Origin of the sequence: Mycobacterium sp., from assembly GCF_044223235.1 — a bacterium.
Taxonomy (GTDB): Bacteria; Actinomycetota; Actinomycetes; order Mycobacteriales; family Mycobacteriaceae; genus Mycobacterium.
Genome location: NZ_JBGAME010000004.1, coordinates 147,676 through 162,485, shown reverse-complemented (window position 1 = coordinate 162,485; position 14,810 = coordinate 147,676). Strand labels below are relative to the sequence as shown.

At 66.9% G+C, this 14,810-nt stretch carries 15 protein-coding genes, 1 tRNA gene and 1 pseudogene; 7 read left to right on the top strand and 10 right to left on the bottom strand.

What is annotated here, in order from left to right; translation table 11 throughout:
• Positions 1–47 precede the first annotated feature (47 nt).
• Both ADBZ6K_RS08420 and ADBZ6K_RS08415 read left to right on the top strand, forming a co-directional pair.
• Entirely contained in the window at positions 48–629 is a 582-nt protein-coding gene (locus ADBZ6K_RS08420) for an RNA polymerase sigma factor (protein ID WP_526345843.1), read from the top strand.
• Complete coding sequence (locus ADBZ6K_RS08415; RefSeq protein ID WP_526345441.1) at positions 626–1,258, top strand: anti-sigma factor; 633 nt, start codon at positions 626–628, stop codon at positions 1,256–1,258. The genes ADBZ6K_RS08420 and ADBZ6K_RS08415 overlap by 4 nt, the downstream gene beginning before the upstream one ends.
• A 3-nt stretch (positions 1,259–1,261) precedes the next feature.
• Here the strand turns inward: ADBZ6K_RS08415 and ADBZ6K_RS08410 are convergent, their stop codons facing one another.
• A complete protein-coding gene (locus ADBZ6K_RS08410) occupies positions 1,262–2,359 on the bottom strand; it encodes a carboxylate-amine ligase (RefSeq protein WP_526345439.1) in 1,098 nt (365 codons plus the stop codon).
• 253 nt (positions 2,360–2,612) lie between these two features.
• Between ADBZ6K_RS08410 and ADBZ6K_RS08405 the strand changes: the two genes are divergently transcribed.
• The 4 genes from ADBZ6K_RS08405 to ADBZ6K_RS08390 all read left to right on the top strand — a co-directional run bounded on the left by ADBZ6K_RS08405 (position 2,613) and on the right by ADBZ6K_RS08390 (position 4,806).
• Positions 2,613–3,179, top strand: a complete 567-nt coding sequence (locus ADBZ6K_RS08405; protein ID WP_526345841.1) for a hemerythrin domain-containing protein — start codon at positions 2,613–2,615, stop codon at positions 3,177–3,179.
• Between the two features lie 32 nt (positions 3,180–3,211).
• On the top strand, positions 3,212–4,036 hold the full coding sequence (locus ADBZ6K_RS08400) for a manganese catalase family protein (protein ID WP_526345437.1): 825 nt from the start codon (positions 3,212–3,214) through the stop codon (positions 4,034–4,036).
• Positions 4,037–4,256: 220 nt separating this feature from the next.
• Complete coding sequence (locus ADBZ6K_RS08395) at positions 4,257–4,394, top strand: hypothetical protein (RefSeq protein WP_526345435.1); 138 nt, start codon at positions 4,257–4,259, stop codon at positions 4,392–4,394.
• Between the two features lie 339 nt (positions 4,395–4,733).
• Positions 4,734–4,806: transfer RNA gene (locus ADBZ6K_RS08390), tRNA-Arg, on the top strand.
• A gap of 391 nt (positions 4,807–5,197) precedes the next feature.
• Here ADBZ6K_RS08390 and ADBZ6K_RS08385 read toward each other — a convergent pair.
• From ADBZ6K_RS08385 to ADBZ6K_RS08350, 8 genes and pseudogenes are all read right to left on the bottom strand, one after another.
• Positions 5,198–6,796 (bottom strand): IS1182 family transposase, encoded by a 1,599-nt coding sequence (locus ADBZ6K_RS08385; protein WP_526345433.1) that lies wholly within the window; start codon positions 6,794–6,796, stop codon positions 5,198–5,200.
• 62 nt (positions 6,797–6,858) lie between these two features.
• On the bottom strand, positions 6,859–8,106 hold the full coding sequence (locus ADBZ6K_RS08380) for a globin domain-containing protein (RefSeq protein ID WP_526345431.1): 1,248 nt from the start codon (positions 8,104–8,106) through the stop codon (positions 6,859–6,861).
• 164 nt (positions 8,107–8,270) lie between these two features.
• A complete protein-coding gene (gene glgC / locus ADBZ6K_RS08375; RefSeq protein WP_526345429.1) occupies positions 8,271–9,509 on the bottom strand; it encodes a glucose-1-phosphate adenylyltransferase in 1,239 nt (412 codons plus the stop codon).
• Positions 9,510–9,610: 101 nt separating this feature from the next.
• Positions 9,611–11,356 carry a cytochrome c biogenesis protein DipZ gene (locus tag ADBZ6K_RS08370; protein ID WP_526345427.1) on the bottom strand — a complete coding sequence of 582 codons (1,746 nt, stop codon included), beginning with the start codon at positions 11,354–11,356 and terminating at the stop codon, positions 9,611–9,613.
• Positions 11,357–11,466: 110 nt separating this feature from the next.
• A pseudogene (locus ADBZ6K_RS08365) lies at positions 11,467–11,571 on the bottom strand (hypothetical protein); the annotation flags it as partial.
• Between the two features lie 16 nt (positions 11,572–11,587).
• Positions 11,588–12,013, bottom strand: a complete 426-nt coding sequence (locus tag ADBZ6K_RS08360) for an acyl-CoA thioesterase (protein ID WP_526345425.1) — start codon at positions 12,011–12,013, stop codon at positions 11,588–11,590.
• Between the two features lie 133 nt (positions 12,014–12,146).
• Positions 12,147–12,533, bottom strand: coding sequence for a DUF2237 family protein (locus ADBZ6K_RS08355; RefSeq protein ID WP_526345423.1), 387 nt, complete (start codon positions 12,531–12,533; stop codon positions 12,147–12,149).
• A 52-nt stretch (positions 12,534–12,585) separates the two neighbouring features.
• A complete protein-coding gene (locus ADBZ6K_RS08350; protein WP_526345421.1) occupies positions 12,586–12,804 on the bottom strand; it encodes a dodecin in 219 nt (72 codons plus the stop codon).
• A gap of 215 nt (positions 12,805–13,019) precedes the next feature.
• Between ADBZ6K_RS08350 and ADBZ6K_RS08345 the strand changes: the two genes are divergently transcribed.
• Positions 13,020–14,366, top strand: a complete 1,347-nt coding sequence (locus ADBZ6K_RS08345; protein WP_526345419.1) for a sulfatase family protein — start codon at positions 13,020–13,022, stop codon at positions 14,364–14,366.
• A 47-nt stretch (positions 14,367–14,413) separates the two neighbouring features.
• Here the strand turns inward: ADBZ6K_RS08345 and ADBZ6K_RS08340 are convergent, their stop codons facing one another.
• The gene (locus ADBZ6K_RS08340) at positions 14,414–14,776 is read right to left on the bottom strand and encodes a carboxymuconolactone decarboxylase family protein (protein WP_526345417.1); all 363 of its coding nucleotides are present in this window, start codon (positions 14,774–14,776) and stop codon (positions 14,414–14,416) included.
• Positions 14,777–14,810: the final 34 nt, after the last annotated feature.

Genomic DNA, 14,810 nt, shown 5'->3' with positions numbered 1-14,810 from the left:
TCGTGCACTTCGCCTTTGATGCGGTGATCGCCGAACTCCCGATTAGTGTGACGACGCTGGCGCGCACCGTTAGGCTACGGCTTGTGTCCACCGAACTCGACGAGCTGCTGCGCCGGGTGGGGCGACGGGATGTCGACGCGTTTGCGACGTTCTACGATCACACGCGCGCCAGGGTGTTCGGGATGGTCTCTCGGGTGCTGCGCGACCCCGGCTACAGCGAGGAGACCACGCAGGAGGTCTACCTGCAGGTTTGGCGGACCGCGGACAGCTACGATCCCGCGGCGGGATCCCCCTTGGCGTGGCTGCTGACCCTTGCGCATCGGCGTGCGGTCGACCGGGTGCGCGCCGAGCAGGCCGCCAGTCAGCGGGAGTCCCGGTATGGCGCGACGACCGTCGACACCCCCGCCGACCATGTGGCCGATGCGGTGATCCTGCACGACGAACGGCGCCGGGTGGCCGATTGCCTCGACTCGCTCACCGACGCCCAGCGCCAGGCCATCCAGCTGGCGTACTACGACGGGCTGACCTACGCGCAGGTTTCCGAACGCTTGTCGGCAAACCTGGCGACCATCAAATCGCGGATGCGCGACGGTATCCGGGGCCTGCGGAACTGCCTGGGGTTCGCATGACAGAACCGGTGCAACCCGACATGAGAGAACTGGCGACACCGTATGCGCTGCATGCGGTCTCGGAGACCGAACGGGCTCAGATCGAGCAGTGGCTGGCCACGGCAGCACCGGATGCGGTGGCGTCGTTCCTCGACGAGGTCAGGGCCGTCAGGGAAACCATGGCGGTGGTGTCGGCGAGCACCGCCGTCGAGCCTCCCCAGCAGCTGCGGGAGCGCCTGCTGGAGGCGGTCAGTCCCGGCCCGTCCGACGCGGTCGTGCGACCGCTGCGTCCGGCGCCCACCCCGTCGACCGCCGAGCAGGTGTTCGCCGCATCCGACGTGCGGACGGTTTCCGGCGACATCCCGACCGGCGGGACGGCGACGCTGGTGTTCTCGCGGGAGCGGAACGCGGGTGTGCTCGTGATGAACAATGTCACGCCGCCCGAGCCGGGCACCGTCTACCAAATGTGGCTGATCGATTCCGCAGGGTCCCACTCCGCGGGCACGATGAATGCGCAGGCGGTCGCACCGTCGACCACCGCGGTCTTGCCCGACCTCGGAGACTCGCAGACGCTGGCGTTCACCGTCGAGCCGGGTGAGGGTTCTCAGCAACCCACGACCCCGCCCTTCGCCGCGCTGCCGTTGACCTGACACTCACGTGCGCAGGGCCGCGCTGGCGAGTTCCTCGATCACGTCCGCTACCTCGCCGCGACGCTGCCAGGCCCGTCGCTGCCGCGTCGCACCGTTGCCTTCCTCGGTGATCCGCGCGACCTCCGCGCGCACCATGTCGTAGTCGCCGAGCGCTTCCAGTGCCGGCCGGATGCGCTCGACGAACCGATCCAGCAGTTCACGGGCGGGTAGAACGGCGTGGCTGTCGACGAGATCGATCGCGTCGCCGTCCAGGCCGTCGCGCGCCGATTTCCAGTAGGCGGCTTCCAGCGCGTGCGCGGCGATGCGCGGTGTCCCCTCCCGCCGCCGCTCGTCCTCGAGGGCGGTCATGACGGCGGCCCTGACGAGCGTCGCCAGCAGCACCGTTTCGGCGATGGTGGCAGGCACGTCGGCAACCCGGACCTCGACCGTCGGGAAGTTGGCCGACGGGCGGACATCCCAATAGATCATGCCGTCGTCGAGCACCGCCCCCGCGTGCAGCAGCATCTGGAGCACCGCGTCGTACTCGTCGGCGGAGTCCAGGTGCGGCGGCGGTCCGGCGCTGGGCCAGCGCGCCCAAAGGATGCGCCGCCAGCTGGCATAGCCCGTGTCGGCGTTGCGGTAGATGGCGGAGTTCGCGGTGAGCGCCAGCAGCAGGGGAAGCCACGGGCGAAGCCGGTTGCTGACCCGGATCGCGAGCTCCCGGGTCGGCACCGCGACGTGCACATGGCACCCGCAGATTCCCTGCTCGCGGGCGATCATGCCGAACCGTTCGGCGATGGTGCGGTAGCGCGGTGTGTCGGTGATCGGGAACTCCTGCGGCACGGCCGGCGGCAGTCCGGCCGCGAGCAGCTGGGCCCCGGCGGCGTGGGCGCCGGCGGCGGCGGTGTGGCGCAGCCGGGCCAGTTCGTCGCGCAGCTGCGCGCTGCTGCTCAGCACCCCGGTGGTCGTCTCGACCTGGCAGCTGGTGAGCTCGAGTTGTAGCTCCACGCCTCGGGCGGTCGCGTGCTCGGCCACTTGCCGGTTGCGGGCAAGCGGTGCTCCGGAGTTCGGGTCGACGAGCAAGAACTCCTCCTCGACACCGATGGTGGGGTGACTGGTCATGAGACCTCGCAACATCGACCCGGCCCGTCGGAATGCTCGACGACGGGCCGGATCTGGGGGTGGCTCTCCATATCCCGCCGCGGCGTGCGGCGCGCTGCGAAGAAGTTCCCGCTGCGTCGTGGCGCCAAACGTCGGATGCGGGGTTCGTGCCCCGTCGATGAGCTCACGTTTGGTCGGCCATCTTTCGGCAATCCTGTCCGTAGCGCACAGTCCGCGCTCTTCGTTCGAGATCTTGAAATCAGAGGTATATGCCGTGGTAGAGACGTTTGTACAGTCGACCGATGACGTAGTTGAGTTCCTTCGAGGACAACACAACCAGATCAAAGACATGTTCGACGACGTGCTTCATGCGTCCGGATCGAAGGCGCGAGAGAAGGCCTTTGTTGACCTGCGGCACCTGCTAGCGGTGCACGAAACGGCCGAGGAGATGGTGGTTCATCCGCGCGCGCGGCGAGATATCCAGGGCGGTGACATCATTGTCGACGCTCGACTGCGGGAGGAGCACGAAGCCAAGGAGCAACTCGCAGCACTCGAGGACATGGACGTCGACTCGCAGGAGTTTCTCGACGAATTGGTCCTGTTCAAAGCCGCAGTTATCGACCACGCTGAGCGCGAGGAAACCGAGGAGTTCGATCGACTGCAGCGGGACGTCGAAGCGGACGATCTGAAGAAGATGGTGTCCGCCGTGCGAGCTGCCCAAGCCATCGCCCCGACCCGTCCGCACCCCGGTGTCGAGTCTGCCGCGCTCAATTTCGCCGTTGGCCCGTTCGCATCGATGCTCGATCGAGCTCGCGACGCCATCTCCGCCGCACTCAGGTAGGCCGTCACGAGCGGCGCGCCGTCTCGGCAGTTTTGAGTCAGGTAAGGAGTGAAATATACTTACACACAGCGCAATTCATCAACGAAATAGCCGTAGACCAACCGGACCCTGCCGCCGCGAACTCATTGCAGGAGGGGTTAGGAGGCCAGTTCGGTGAGATGCGCACAATGATGCAATACCTCTTTCAAAGCACAAATTGTCGCGGCGATGCGACTTCCAAGCCCTACAAGGACCTACTTCAACGCGTCGGGACCGAAGAGATCAGTCACGTCGAACTCATCGGAACGACCATCTCCCGGCTACTGGATGGATCACCCGAATACAACGGCAAGAAGACCGACCCGGTTGACGAACCGAGCGCCAGCGGCGCGACGCCGTTGAAGATCGCGTTGGATACCAGCAACATTCACCACTACCTCGTCGGGGCTCAGGGGGCGCTTCCGGTGGACGCCGCCGGCAACCCCCGGAGCGGGTCCTACGTGTACAACAGCGGGAATCTGGTCCTCAACCTGATGTACAACCTGATGCTGGAGTCGACCGGACGGCTGCAGAAGTGCCGTATCTACGAGATGACCGACAACAAGACGGCCCGCTCGACGATCGCCTACCTGATCGTTCGCGGTCAGGCCCACGAGAACGCCTTCGCGAAGGCGTTGGAGAGCCTTGGCGTCGACTGGGGCGCCGCCCTGCCGATTCCCAAGACCAACGCCGCGCAGTCTCCGGAGGTCAAAAGCTCCTCGACCTCGGGTTACAGAGCATCCAGTACACGTTCAGCGCTGAGAACCAAAGCCAGGCCGCCAAGCTGTACCGCGGCGCGTCGCCGTCCAACGACGGCACCGAACTCAGCACCGCCGTGATGCCCGACGGCTTCCCGATGACTATCGCCCCGGAACGGCGCGAGCAGTTCGCGCCCGGTCTGGACAAGGAACTGCTGGCGCTCATCCAGGCGACCGCAGAGGTCGAGATCTGCACGTAGGCACGGGCGCGGCTGGGCGGGCTTCAGACATCGGCTCGCCCGCCGCGCCGGCCGACACGCAATCCCCACGAATCAGTTGGACAAACAACGAAAGGTTTCCCATGAACCGCGAAGATCCCAAAACCGATGCTCAACACAGCGATACACGGGATGCGGGCGGTTTCGATCCACGCGACACCGATCATCCGGTCGGTTCGGCGCAGGCGGCGGAGAACGCGGAAAACGATCCCCCGGCTTGATTAGCGCAGACCGTGAATGACCCTGGGTGGCCGCATGATTGGCCGTGGCCGTCCAGTCGATGTCCGGACTTCCGGACTGGGCCGACATCGCCCTGGTGCAACGATCGCACCGTCGCGCAACCGACCCGAAGGGCGGGACGCAAGGTGACCGGAAGGCGACTGGTCGCCTCCCGTTTGAGTGTGTCGGCAGGCCGCCGAGCCGGGCCACATAACACATCGTGCGGGCCCGACGTGCCGAGCTGCGAAGATGATCGACGAGCTGCGCCGACGCGTGGTGGCGTCGACACCTCGGCCGGAGGTGCGGCGGGCCCGCCGTGGGCAGGTAAGCTCAGCGCGCCAGCCCTCGTAGCTCAGGGGATAGAGCACGGCTCTCCTAAAGCCGGTGTCGCAGGTTCGAATCCTGCCGGGGGCACTTCACACTCCACTTCCTGACCAGCGAATTTGTCGAGCGCCGACCGGACGTCAGGGCCGCGGGTCTGTCTCTGGAAGGTAGTGCCGTTCTGTCGTCGTCAACTCGGGTCTGCGACAGCTGCTGCTGGGCCAACGCCGGGCCGAAGGACACCCACCTCGACCGCGAGATCCGCGATCGTGAAGCCCAGCGGCCGTATGTGGAAGCGCTCGGCGCTCTAGGAGGGCGCTGAACAAGGCAGTTTTTGGGGCCAACAAGATCCGCTTTGCGGGGTGGCCGCCGGAGACGCCGATCGCGGGCCAAGGAAGGGGACGATCTGTCGGGTCTCGTCGCGGGCCTTGGTGATGGGCGCAGTGGGGTCGGTGACGGTCTGATGGCCCCCGGTGGGGCGGTTTCAGGCGGTCCGCGGCGTAAGTGTCCAGACTCCCGCGGTGCGGGTGAGGCCGCGGCCGACGAGATTGCGCAGGTTGAGCCCGGCGGTGCGGCGGGCGAGCCAGGCGTGGTTCTTCTCGACGCCGCGGTAGCGCAGTTTCAGGCGGCGACCGCCGCGGCTGGCGATCTGGGATACGACGCGTTCCACGTTGGGCCGGTTCATCCGGTACCTCTCCCGCACGTCGGGCTTGTCGGTCCAGTCGCGGCGAGCTTGGCGGAGCAGGTCGTCCCGCTCGTGCAGGTTGATGGTGCGGCCGATCTTGGAGGTGGTGCAGCGCACGGCGAGCGGGCAGTTGCGGCAGAGTGCGCCGAAGATCACGTTACGGGTCTTGGTGATGGGACGGGTGTTGCCGGCCGGGCAGGTCATGGCGGCGGCGGCCTCGTCGACGGTGAAGTCGTCCACGGTGAATCCACCCGCGACCGCTGCAGGGATCGGCCTGGGCTTGATCACCGCGTCGTGTCCGGCGTCGTGGATCGCCCCACGCAGATCTCCTGTGCCGTAAGCACTATCGCCGTACCACTGCGGCGCGTGGGCCTCACCATCGCCGGTGCCGCCAGCGGCGGTGACGAACTTCTCCGCCACCGCTGCATCGGAGTTCTCCGTGCCGGCAGCCTTGGTGAGCGCCTCGTCGGTGATGATCCCGGTTTGCGGCTCGGCCACCACGTGCGCCCGAAACCCGTCGCGGCGTGCCTCCGGCGACTTGCGGGTGTGGCGCGCCTCGGGGTCCACCGTCGAAATCACCCGGTCCGGTGCCACCTTGCGGGCAATACGCCAGCGCCCGTCAGTGCCGTCGGATCCCTCGGCGGGTTCGACATCCTGCCCGGCGACCAACGCCAGCAACCCCACTGCCGAAGCCACCGGCTCCTCGGCCTCGTTCGGGTCAACAGCGAGCGCCTCCAGCAGCGCATTCGCATCGTTGACCAACGCCGAGACCAGCGCGTCCTTCGCGCTCGGCTCGTCCCAGTCGATCGACGGCTTGCCGGGGCGGCTGTAATCATGCCCGGTGCACACCGCCGCGATCTGCTCGGCGGCACCAGGCACGATCCGCCCGACCCGCCGGATCGCCGAGACGAGCTGGGTGATGGTGTCCTGGGTGGCAACGGCATCAGCCAGGATGGTGGAATCCACCGCGCGTTTGCGGCGGTCACCCAGCAGTCCGGTCTCGGCGACGACCTTGCGCACCGCCTCGTTGATCCGGTGCGGCCGGTCCGATTTCGCCAGCCGCTTACGCCAGTACACCAGTGTGGTCGGGTCGAACCCATTATGGTCCAACGCCATTCCGGTAGCGACCTTCCACCGCAGATCACACCGAGCCGCCTCGGCCGTCTCCCGATCGGACAGATCGTGCAGGGTCTGCAGCACCAAGATCGACGCCATCACCGACGCTGGAATCGACGGCCGTCCCCGCCCCGAAGGGAACAGATCCTCGAACTCCTTGTCACCGAACAAGTCCTGCCGATGGGCAGCAAGAAACGCGAACATGCTGCCCACCGGCACCAGATGACCAACCAATGCCTCCGCATCCAGAAGTTCCCGATCCGCCCGCTCGACACCCTGCATGAACCGATTTTCCCAGCTCAAGCCAATATTCGGGAAAGACGCGCCGATTATTCAGCGCCCTCCTAGTCCTGGGGCTGCGGCTCGCTCTGGGCGGCCCACAGGTCGGGTCCGAACACCTCGTAGCGGATGCGGGTCGCAGGCACACCGCGGGCGAGCAACGTCGACCTGACATGCCGCATGAACGGCAGTGGACCGCATGTGAAGACCTGGATGTCATCGGGCAGCGGGATGTCCGTCAGGTCCATGTATCCGCTGCGCGAACGGGTGTCACCCTCGTCGACGGCTTCGTACCAGGCATAGGACGTGAAGTTGTCGATCTCCCGTCCGAGATGCAGAACGATCTCCCGCAGGGCGTGATCCTGTGCCCGGCGGTCCGCGTGGGCCACGATGACCGGTCGCTGGGGCTGGGTCCGCGCGATCTGTTCCACGATGGGCAACACCGTGGTGATCCCGGCTCCGGCGCTGGCGAGCAGTATCGGTGACTCGGTGGGGGTGAGCACGAAGTCGCCCGCCGGCGCGCTCACATCGAGCACATCGCCGATCTGCAGCTGGTCATGCAGATAGCTGGACACGCGGCCGTCCGGCGCCCCGTCGACGCCGCGGACCCGCCGCACGGTGATCTGCAGGCGCGTCCGCACCGCGGTGGAGGACACGGTGTACTGGCGCGGCTGCCGACCGCCATCGGGAAGGTTGACGAACACCGACACGTACTGCCCCGGCGCGACCGCAGGCAGGGGAGCACCGTCGGTGGGTTCGAGGACGAGGGTGATGACGTCGGGAGTCTCGTCGATCCGGCGTACCACCCGGTAGGGGCGCGTCGGCCGGGCCGGGTCCACATCGGCGTCCCGGTACAGACGCGCCTCCTCGGCGACGAGCTGCAGAGCGAACAGCCAGTAGACCTCGCCCCATGCCGCGGCGATCTCAGGTGTCACGGCGTCACCGAGCACCTCGGCGACCGAGGCGAGCAGGTGTTCCCCGACGATGGTGTACTGCTCGGGGCGGATCCCCAGCGAGACATGCTTGTAGGCGATGCGGCGCATCACGTGGTCGAACGGCGGCGCATCGGGATCGATGAGCTTCACGGCGTAGGCGACCACCGACCCCGCCAGCGCCTTACTCTGCTCACCGGTGGCCTGATTGCCCTGGTTGAACACTCGCAACAGCTCGGGATGGGCGGCGAACATCCGCGGATAGAAGTGGGCGGTGATCTGGTCGGCATGTGCGGCAACGACGGCGGCGGTCGCCCGGACGACTTCGAGCGCCTCGGGTGACAATGGGGATTTATTCGGGGCTTCGATCACACCGGTCATGTTTTCTCCCTTCGCAATTCGGCGTTGGCGGGCTGTGCCACAGGGGTTGCCGATGGAATGACCGTAGCGCTCGGCAAGGGAGAAAGCCACGGTCGAACTGCGGGGCCTGACCGCACGATACGTCCTCCAGTGCCCTGTAACCGATTACGCACGGAGGACGGCACTTACGCGACCACCTCCTGCCCCTTGCCCACGACGGTCACGCCCGCGTCCGACACGACGAACCCACGCTCGAGGTCGTGGTCCTTGTCCACCCCCACTACCGCACCGTCGGGCACCACGACATCCTTGTCGATGATCGCGTTCTGGACCACCGCCCCTTCGCCGATCACCGTGTTGTCCATGATCACCGCGCGCTCCACCGAGGCGTAGTCCTCCACCCGAACCCCGGGGGAGAGCACCGAGTCGCGCACGAGCGCCCCGGAGACGATGACGCCGTTGGACACCACGCTGTTGATCGCCCGGCCGACCAAGTCGCCGTCGTCGTGCACGAACTTCGCCGGCGGGTTGGCGGGGATGTGGGTGAGGATCGGCCATTCGCTGTTGTACAGGTTGAACACCGGAACCACCGCACACAGATCCATATGAGCGTCGTAGTAGGAGTCCAGCGTTCCCACGTCGCGCCAGTAACCGGCGTTGGCGGCGTCGGCGCCTGGCACCTCGTTGCTCATGAAGTCGTAGACCTGTGCCATGCCTTGCTCGACCATCATCGGCATGATGTTGCCGCCCATGTCGTGCTTGCTGGACTCGTCGGCCGCGTCCTTGCGCAGCGCCTCGACCAGCACGTCGGTCGAGAACAGATAGTTGCCCATCGACACGAACGTCTCATCGGGGCGCCCGGGCAGCCCAGGTGGGTCGGCCGGCTTCTCCAGGAACGCGTCGACCCGCAGCCCGTCGGAGGCGGTTTTGATAACGCCGAACGCACTGGCCTCGTCTCGGGGCACGGGAATGCCCGCGACGGTGGCGCCCGCGCCGTTCTCGAGGTGCTGGGCGATCATCTGCCTGGGGTCCATGCGGTACACGTGGTCCGCGCCGAACACGATGACCAGGTCAGGGCGTTCGTCACGGATCAGGTTCAGCGACTGGTAGATCGCGTCGGCCGAACCCGTGTACCAGTGCGGGCCGAGGCGCTGCTGGGCGGGAACCGGGGTGACGTAGTTTCCGAGCAGATTGCTCATCCGCCAGGTCGTGGTGATGTGGCGGTCGAGGCTGTGGCTCTTGTACTGGGTGAGCACCGCGATCCGCAGCACCCCGGCGTTGACCAGGTTCGACAATGCGAAATCGATGAGGCGATACAACCCGCCGAACGGGACCGCGGGCTTGGCCCGGTCCAGCGTCAGCGGGGAGAGGCGTTTTCCTTCACCGCCGGCCAGTACGATGCCGAGCACCCTTGGATCGCCCATCCGGTCTCCTCCTTGAGTCGCGCGCGTTGTGGACCATCGTGCCCTTCCGCGGCGATCGGTGAGGCACAGTCGTCGACATTGGCCGGGTCGCGCCGATCTTGTCAGCCGTAGGTGAACGAATACACCTGCAGTCCGGCGTCCACCCGCACCTTCAGCTCGCCGCGCCCGGTGGCGTCCTCGCCGACGATGCGGTGCAGTGTCGGTGGCCCGCTGATCGGGATCGACGTGCTCATTCCGTCGCGGGTCACCGTCAAGGTGCCCTCGCCGCCGGCGACGATGAAGACGTCTTTGGCGTGATAGTTCAGTGCGATGCTGGAATGGTCTGCCCCCGCGGTCGCGCCCTGGTAGTCCAGCGTCCACGGGCCGCGCAGCGCGAAGCTGTCCTCGGGCTGGTTGCGCGGGTAGTCGAAGTCGAAGGAACCTTCGTCGTATCGGCCCCCGCCGCCGTAGTTGGCCACCTTGCCCACGCTCAAGTACGTCTCGGGTGTCGTCGGCGACTGTGGGGTGGTGTCGACCGTGTCCACCGGATCAGGCAGTTTTACAGCGGGATTCGCCCCCGTCAGCAGCTGGCGGATCAGGGTTTCGGTGTCGCGGTAGCTACCCTCGCCGAATTTGATGTGCCGGACCGTGCCGTCGGCGTCGATGAGGTACTTGGCAGGCCAGTACCGATTGCGGTAGTTCGTCCACGTCGAGTAGTTGGGGTCGAGCGCGACCGGATAGGTGATACCGAGTCGGGCCGCTCCGCTGGCGACGTTGCCGGGGACGCGCTCGAACGCGTATTCCGGGGTGTGCACACCGATCACCTCGAACCCGCTGTCGCGGTAGGCGTCATACCACTCGACGATGTGCGGAATCGCACGCTGGCAGTTGATGCATGAGTACGCCCAGAAGTCGACGAGGACGACCTTGCCGCGCAACGATTTCAGGTCGACGGCCGCGCCACCGGGAGTGTTCAACCAGCCGGTGATGCCGGTGAGATCGGGTGCGGGACCGCAGCTTTCCAGTTCGGTCGCACCGTTGGAGCAGTTCGACAGCTCGGCGTTCTGGTCGTTGACGATGCCGCCGAGATTGAGTTTCTGGGCAAGCTGCTGGTCCCCGCCGACACTCTCCTGAAGCGTGCCGGTGTAGTCGGGAATGGCCCGCTGCAGCGCCGCGGGCAGATTGAACACGAGTGCCACGGCCAGCAGGATCGTCACCACTCCCGCGGCGATGCGGATCTCGCGCTGGCGGCGGCGGAACGTTCCCACCCGTTCGGCCACGCGTCGTCCCGCGAGTGCGAACGCCAACAGCGGCAGCGCCGCGCCGACGGCGAACGACACGGTCAGCGCGATCGTCTCGACGCCGATGGTGCCGGTTGCCCCGGCGATCACGATGGCCGCGAGCACCGGCCCCGCACACGGGACGTACAACACTCCCAACGCCACGCCGAGGCCGAATCCGTCACTGCGGGTGGCGATCTGCTTCTGTGGCAGTTTGGCGAACGGTTTCTCCAGCAGCTGTTCGAAGCGGGGGAACATCAGGCCGATCCCGATCGCCACCAATACGCACAGCGCGACCCACCGGATCGCATCCTGCGGCAGGTGTAGCAGCGACAGCAGCGCCGATCCCAGCAGGGTCGCCACGCTGAAGCTGAGCACCAGGCCTGCGATCACCCGGTAGGGGCGCAGTGCGTCGGTGATGGACCGGGCCGGCCTGGCGGCGGTGGCGACACCGCCCGCCGCCGTGGCGGAGTCGCCGCGGGCGCTCTGGGCGCCGGACAGGAAGATCACCGGAAGGACCGGGAGGATGCACGGGGAGATGCCGGTGATCAGTCCACCGACGAAGCCGATCAGTATCAGGGTGAGCATGTCAGTCGTTCGGAGCCGCAACGCATTTGGATGGGCCGACGATCTTACGTACGAACGCAGAACCCCCGGCACACGGATGCCGGGGGTTCGGGTGCGCTTCGGTGTCGGCGCTAGGCCGCGGGCGGCATCAACACCGTGTCGATCAGATACACGGTGGCGTTGGCGTTGGCGTTGGCGGTGCGGACCCCGCCACACACCACACCGGCGTCGCCGACGGCCGGCCCGGGAGCGTCAGTGGGGGGTGGGGAACAGCTCGGCGAACGCCTCGGGCAGTGTGACGGCGCGCCGCGTCTCTGCGTCGACGGTGACAAGGGTGGCCGCGCCGTCGGCGACGACGGTGCCGTCACCCCTCTCGATCCGCTGGGCCAGCACGAAGCTGCGCCGCCCGCGCGACCGCGGCGTCGTGACGATGCGCAGTCGCTCGCCCTGATGGCAGGCCTGGCGGTAGTCGAGGCTGATGTTCACCACCACCGTGATCACACCGAGTTCCTCGAGCCTGGCGTAGTCGAAGCCGTTGCGCTCGTACCACTCCTCGCGGCCCCACTCCAGGTACTCGACGAACTTTGCGTTGTTGACGTGGCCGTTCACGTCGATCTCGGTGCAGCGTACGACGGTGTCTACCACCACGGCATCGTCGGCCGGTTCGTTGTTGTCCACGCAGACCATCGTCTCAGCGCGGCCCGCGACCGGTGATGCACACCCGTGAATGTCAGGAGCCGACGGCGACTGCGGGCGGCCGGGTGGCGGGCCTCAGCAGCGAAAACCGTTCTCGCTCAACACTGCAGAGCCCCTACAGATCACCGGGGTCGTCGGGGACGTCGACCGCGTACTGCCGCAGCGTCGTCAGCGGAACCACATCGAGGGTGCGCTCGTGGGTGCAGGCCAGCAGGACCGGCGCCGCACAGCCGTCGCCGTGTGCCCGCAGCCAGTTGGCGGCCGTGACGCACCAGCGGTCGCCGGGCACCAGGCCGGGAAAACGGTAGGCGGGCACCGGTGTCGACAGGTCGTTGCCGATGGAACGCTGATGGTTGAGGAACTCTGTCGTGACGACTGCGCAGATGGTGTGCATGCCGAGATCCTCGGATCCGGTCGAGCAGCAGCCGTCACGGTAGAAGCCGGTGACGGGGTCGGTGCCGCACGGTTCGAGCGGTTCGCCGAGCACGTTGCGATCGGGCACCGACCCAGTATCCCCCGTACCCGGCATCGTCGCCGAGCCTGTGTTGGACGTTTCAGCCCTGAGAGTCCTCGAGTCGGAAGCCCACCCTGAGGGTCACCTGAAAGTGTCCCACTGCGCCATCCTGCAGGTGCCCGCGGACCGACTGCACCTCGAACCAGTCCAGGCCGCGCATCGTCTCCGCCGCCCGGGCGATGCCGTTCCGGATCGCCGCGTCGATGCTCTCGGGGGAACTTCCGACGATCTCGATCACGCGGTATGTGTGGTCGCTCATGGCGCAAGTGTGCCTCCATCAACGCCGGGGGACTGCCGAATCCGCCACATACCCGGTCCCGATCGGATCGCGGCCCAGGCTGGACATGGGCGGTGGGATACGTCACACTGGAGCTATCGCATACTGTATGCAATAGCGGTCGGCGGTCCTCAATCAATGGGTTTGAGTGGCCGGGCGCCCGAGGTGCCGGATCGACAACCGGGAGGAAACAAGCCATGCCTGAACGCCGAGACAACGTCCTGATCGTCCATTGCCACGACCTGGGACGGTTCTTGGGGGCCTACGGGCCCAACGGCGTACACAGTCCCCGGCTGGATGCGCTGGCAGCGGAGGGGATCCTGTTCTCGCGGGCGCACGCCACGGCACCATTGTGCTCGCCGGCGCTGGGGTCGTTGTACACCGGCCGGTATCCACACAACCACGGCCTGATCAACCTGGTGCAGCGCGGCTGGGAGTACCGGCGAGGGGTGCGCACCCTGCCCAGGATCATGTCCGACGCAGGTTGGTATCCGGCGCTATTCGGTATGCAGCACGAAACGACGTTCCCGTCTCGGCTGGGATTCTTCGAGTTCGACGTGACGAACGGCCACGGTGAATATGTCGTCGCACAGGCCGCCGATTGGGTGCGCCACCGCGCGGCCGCCTCGGAGCCCTTCCTGCTCACCGCGGGTCTGTTCGAGGCGCACCGGCCCTATCCGCGGCATCGGTACACACCCGCCGCGCTCAGCGACGTCGTCGTGCCCAGCTACCTGCCCGACACCGAAGACGTCCGCCGCGACCTCGCGGACTTCTACGGCGCGATCGCGCACGCCGACGCCGCCGTCGGACAGTTGCTCGATGTCCTCGCCGAGACCGGGCTGGACAACAACACCTGGGTCGTCTTCATGACCGATCACGGACCGGCGTTCCCGCGGGCCATGTCCACGCTTTACGACGCCGGAACGGGGACCGCCCTCATCGTGCGGCCACCACGGTCCGCCGGGCTGACGCCCCGTGTCTACGACGAGCTGTTCAGCGGCGTCGACCTGGTGCCGACGCTGCTCGATCTGCTCGGAATCACCTGCCGTGCCGACGTCGACGGGGTCTCCCACGCGGACAACCTCCGATCGGCGACCCACGAGGTCGCAACGGTGCGCGACCACGTGTTCAGCGCAAGAACCTGCCACGATTCGTTCGACCGGATTCGCGCGGTGCGCACCAAGGAGTACAGCTACATCGAGAACTACGACAAGCTCCCGTCGACGAAAGTCCTGTGGGGCGCCGAGAACGGTTCACCCGTGACGGTGACCGTCCCCGACCTCGACTCGGCACGACCGGACCGGGAACTCTACGATCTGCTCGACGACCCGGGCGAAACGCGCAATCTGCTTGCCGGACGGCCTGACGACCGGGTGCACGCGGTGGCGGACCGCTTCTCGGCGACGCTGCGTGACTGGCGGCAAAACGGCGAGGGCGTCGTCCCACCCGAGCGCACCGGGTCCGCCGAGATGGTCGAACACTATGCCGGGCTGTATTGGCAGATGCGCAACGAGGGAAGGGGTTTCGTCCGCGTCAGGCGGTGAGACCACCCGCCCGCGGGCGCACATGTGCCCGCGGGCGACCAGGTGCTTTACCCGTCTGACTGCGACCGGGTCACGTCCTTGATCAATGACAGCCCACGGGCCGCCTGGGGCCACCCGAGCGTGGTACCCGCCAGCAACGCGACGTGTTCGAGTTCGGCCGCCGAGAGGCCTTCGTCCAGGCCGCGTCTGGCGTGCGAGTGGACCGCGCCGCGCGAGTTGGCCCCTATCGCCAGCGCCAGATGGACAAGCCTCTTGGTTCGCCCGTCGAGCGGTCCCGCCTGGCTGAGGGCCGCTCCGAGCTGCTGCAGGGCGGCCCACACATCGGGGTGCTCATCGGCGATGTTCTGCGGCACACGGGGCAGGGCGACCGCCGGGTTCTCGGAGAGGCTGGTGGGCGAGGATTCTTCCATCTGGGTCTCCTTGTCTGACTGCATCGTCTGACAG

Bases quoted from the DNA above. Each gene is read 5' to 3' on its own strand.
- ADBZ6K_RS08350 (WP_526345421.1), bottom strand. From the start codon at position 12,804: ATGAGCGACCACACATACCGCGTGATCGAGATCGTCGGAAGTTCCCCC.
- ADBZ6K_RS08395 (WP_526345435.1), top strand. From the start codon at position 4,257: ATGAACCGCGAAGATCCCAAAACCGATGCTCAACACAGCGATACACGG.
- ADBZ6K_RS08370 (WP_526345427.1), bottom strand. From the start codon at position 11,356: ATGCTCACCCTGATACTGATCGGCTTCGTCGGTGGACTGATCACCGGC.
- glgC (WP_526345429.1), bottom strand. From the start codon at position 9,509: ATGGGCGATCCAAGGGTGCTCGGCATCGTACTGGCCGGCGGTGAAGGA.
- ADBZ6K_RS08345 (WP_526345419.1), top strand. From the start codon at position 13,020: ATGCCTGAACGCCGAGACAACGTCCTGATCGTCCATTGCCACGACCTG.
- ADBZ6K_RS08410 (WP_526345439.1), bottom strand. From the start codon at position 2,359: ATGACCAGTCACCCCACCATCGGTGTCGAGGAGGAGTTCTTGCTCGTC.
- ADBZ6K_RS08385 (WP_526345433.1), bottom strand. From the start codon at position 6,796: ATGCAGGGTGTCGAGCGGGCGGATCGGGAACTTCTGGATGCGGAGGCA.
- ADBZ6K_RS08340 (WP_526345417.1), bottom strand. From the start codon at position 14,776: ATGGAAGAATCCTCGCCCACCAGCCTCTCCGAGAACCCGGCGGTCGCC.
- ADBZ6K_RS08415 (WP_526345441.1), top strand. From the start codon at position 626: ATGACAGAACCGGTGCAACCCGACATGAGAGAACTGGCGACACCGTAT.
- ADBZ6K_RS08380 (WP_526345431.1), bottom strand. From the start codon at position 8,106: ATGACCGGTGTGATCGAAGCCCCGAATAAATCCCCATTGTCACCCGAG.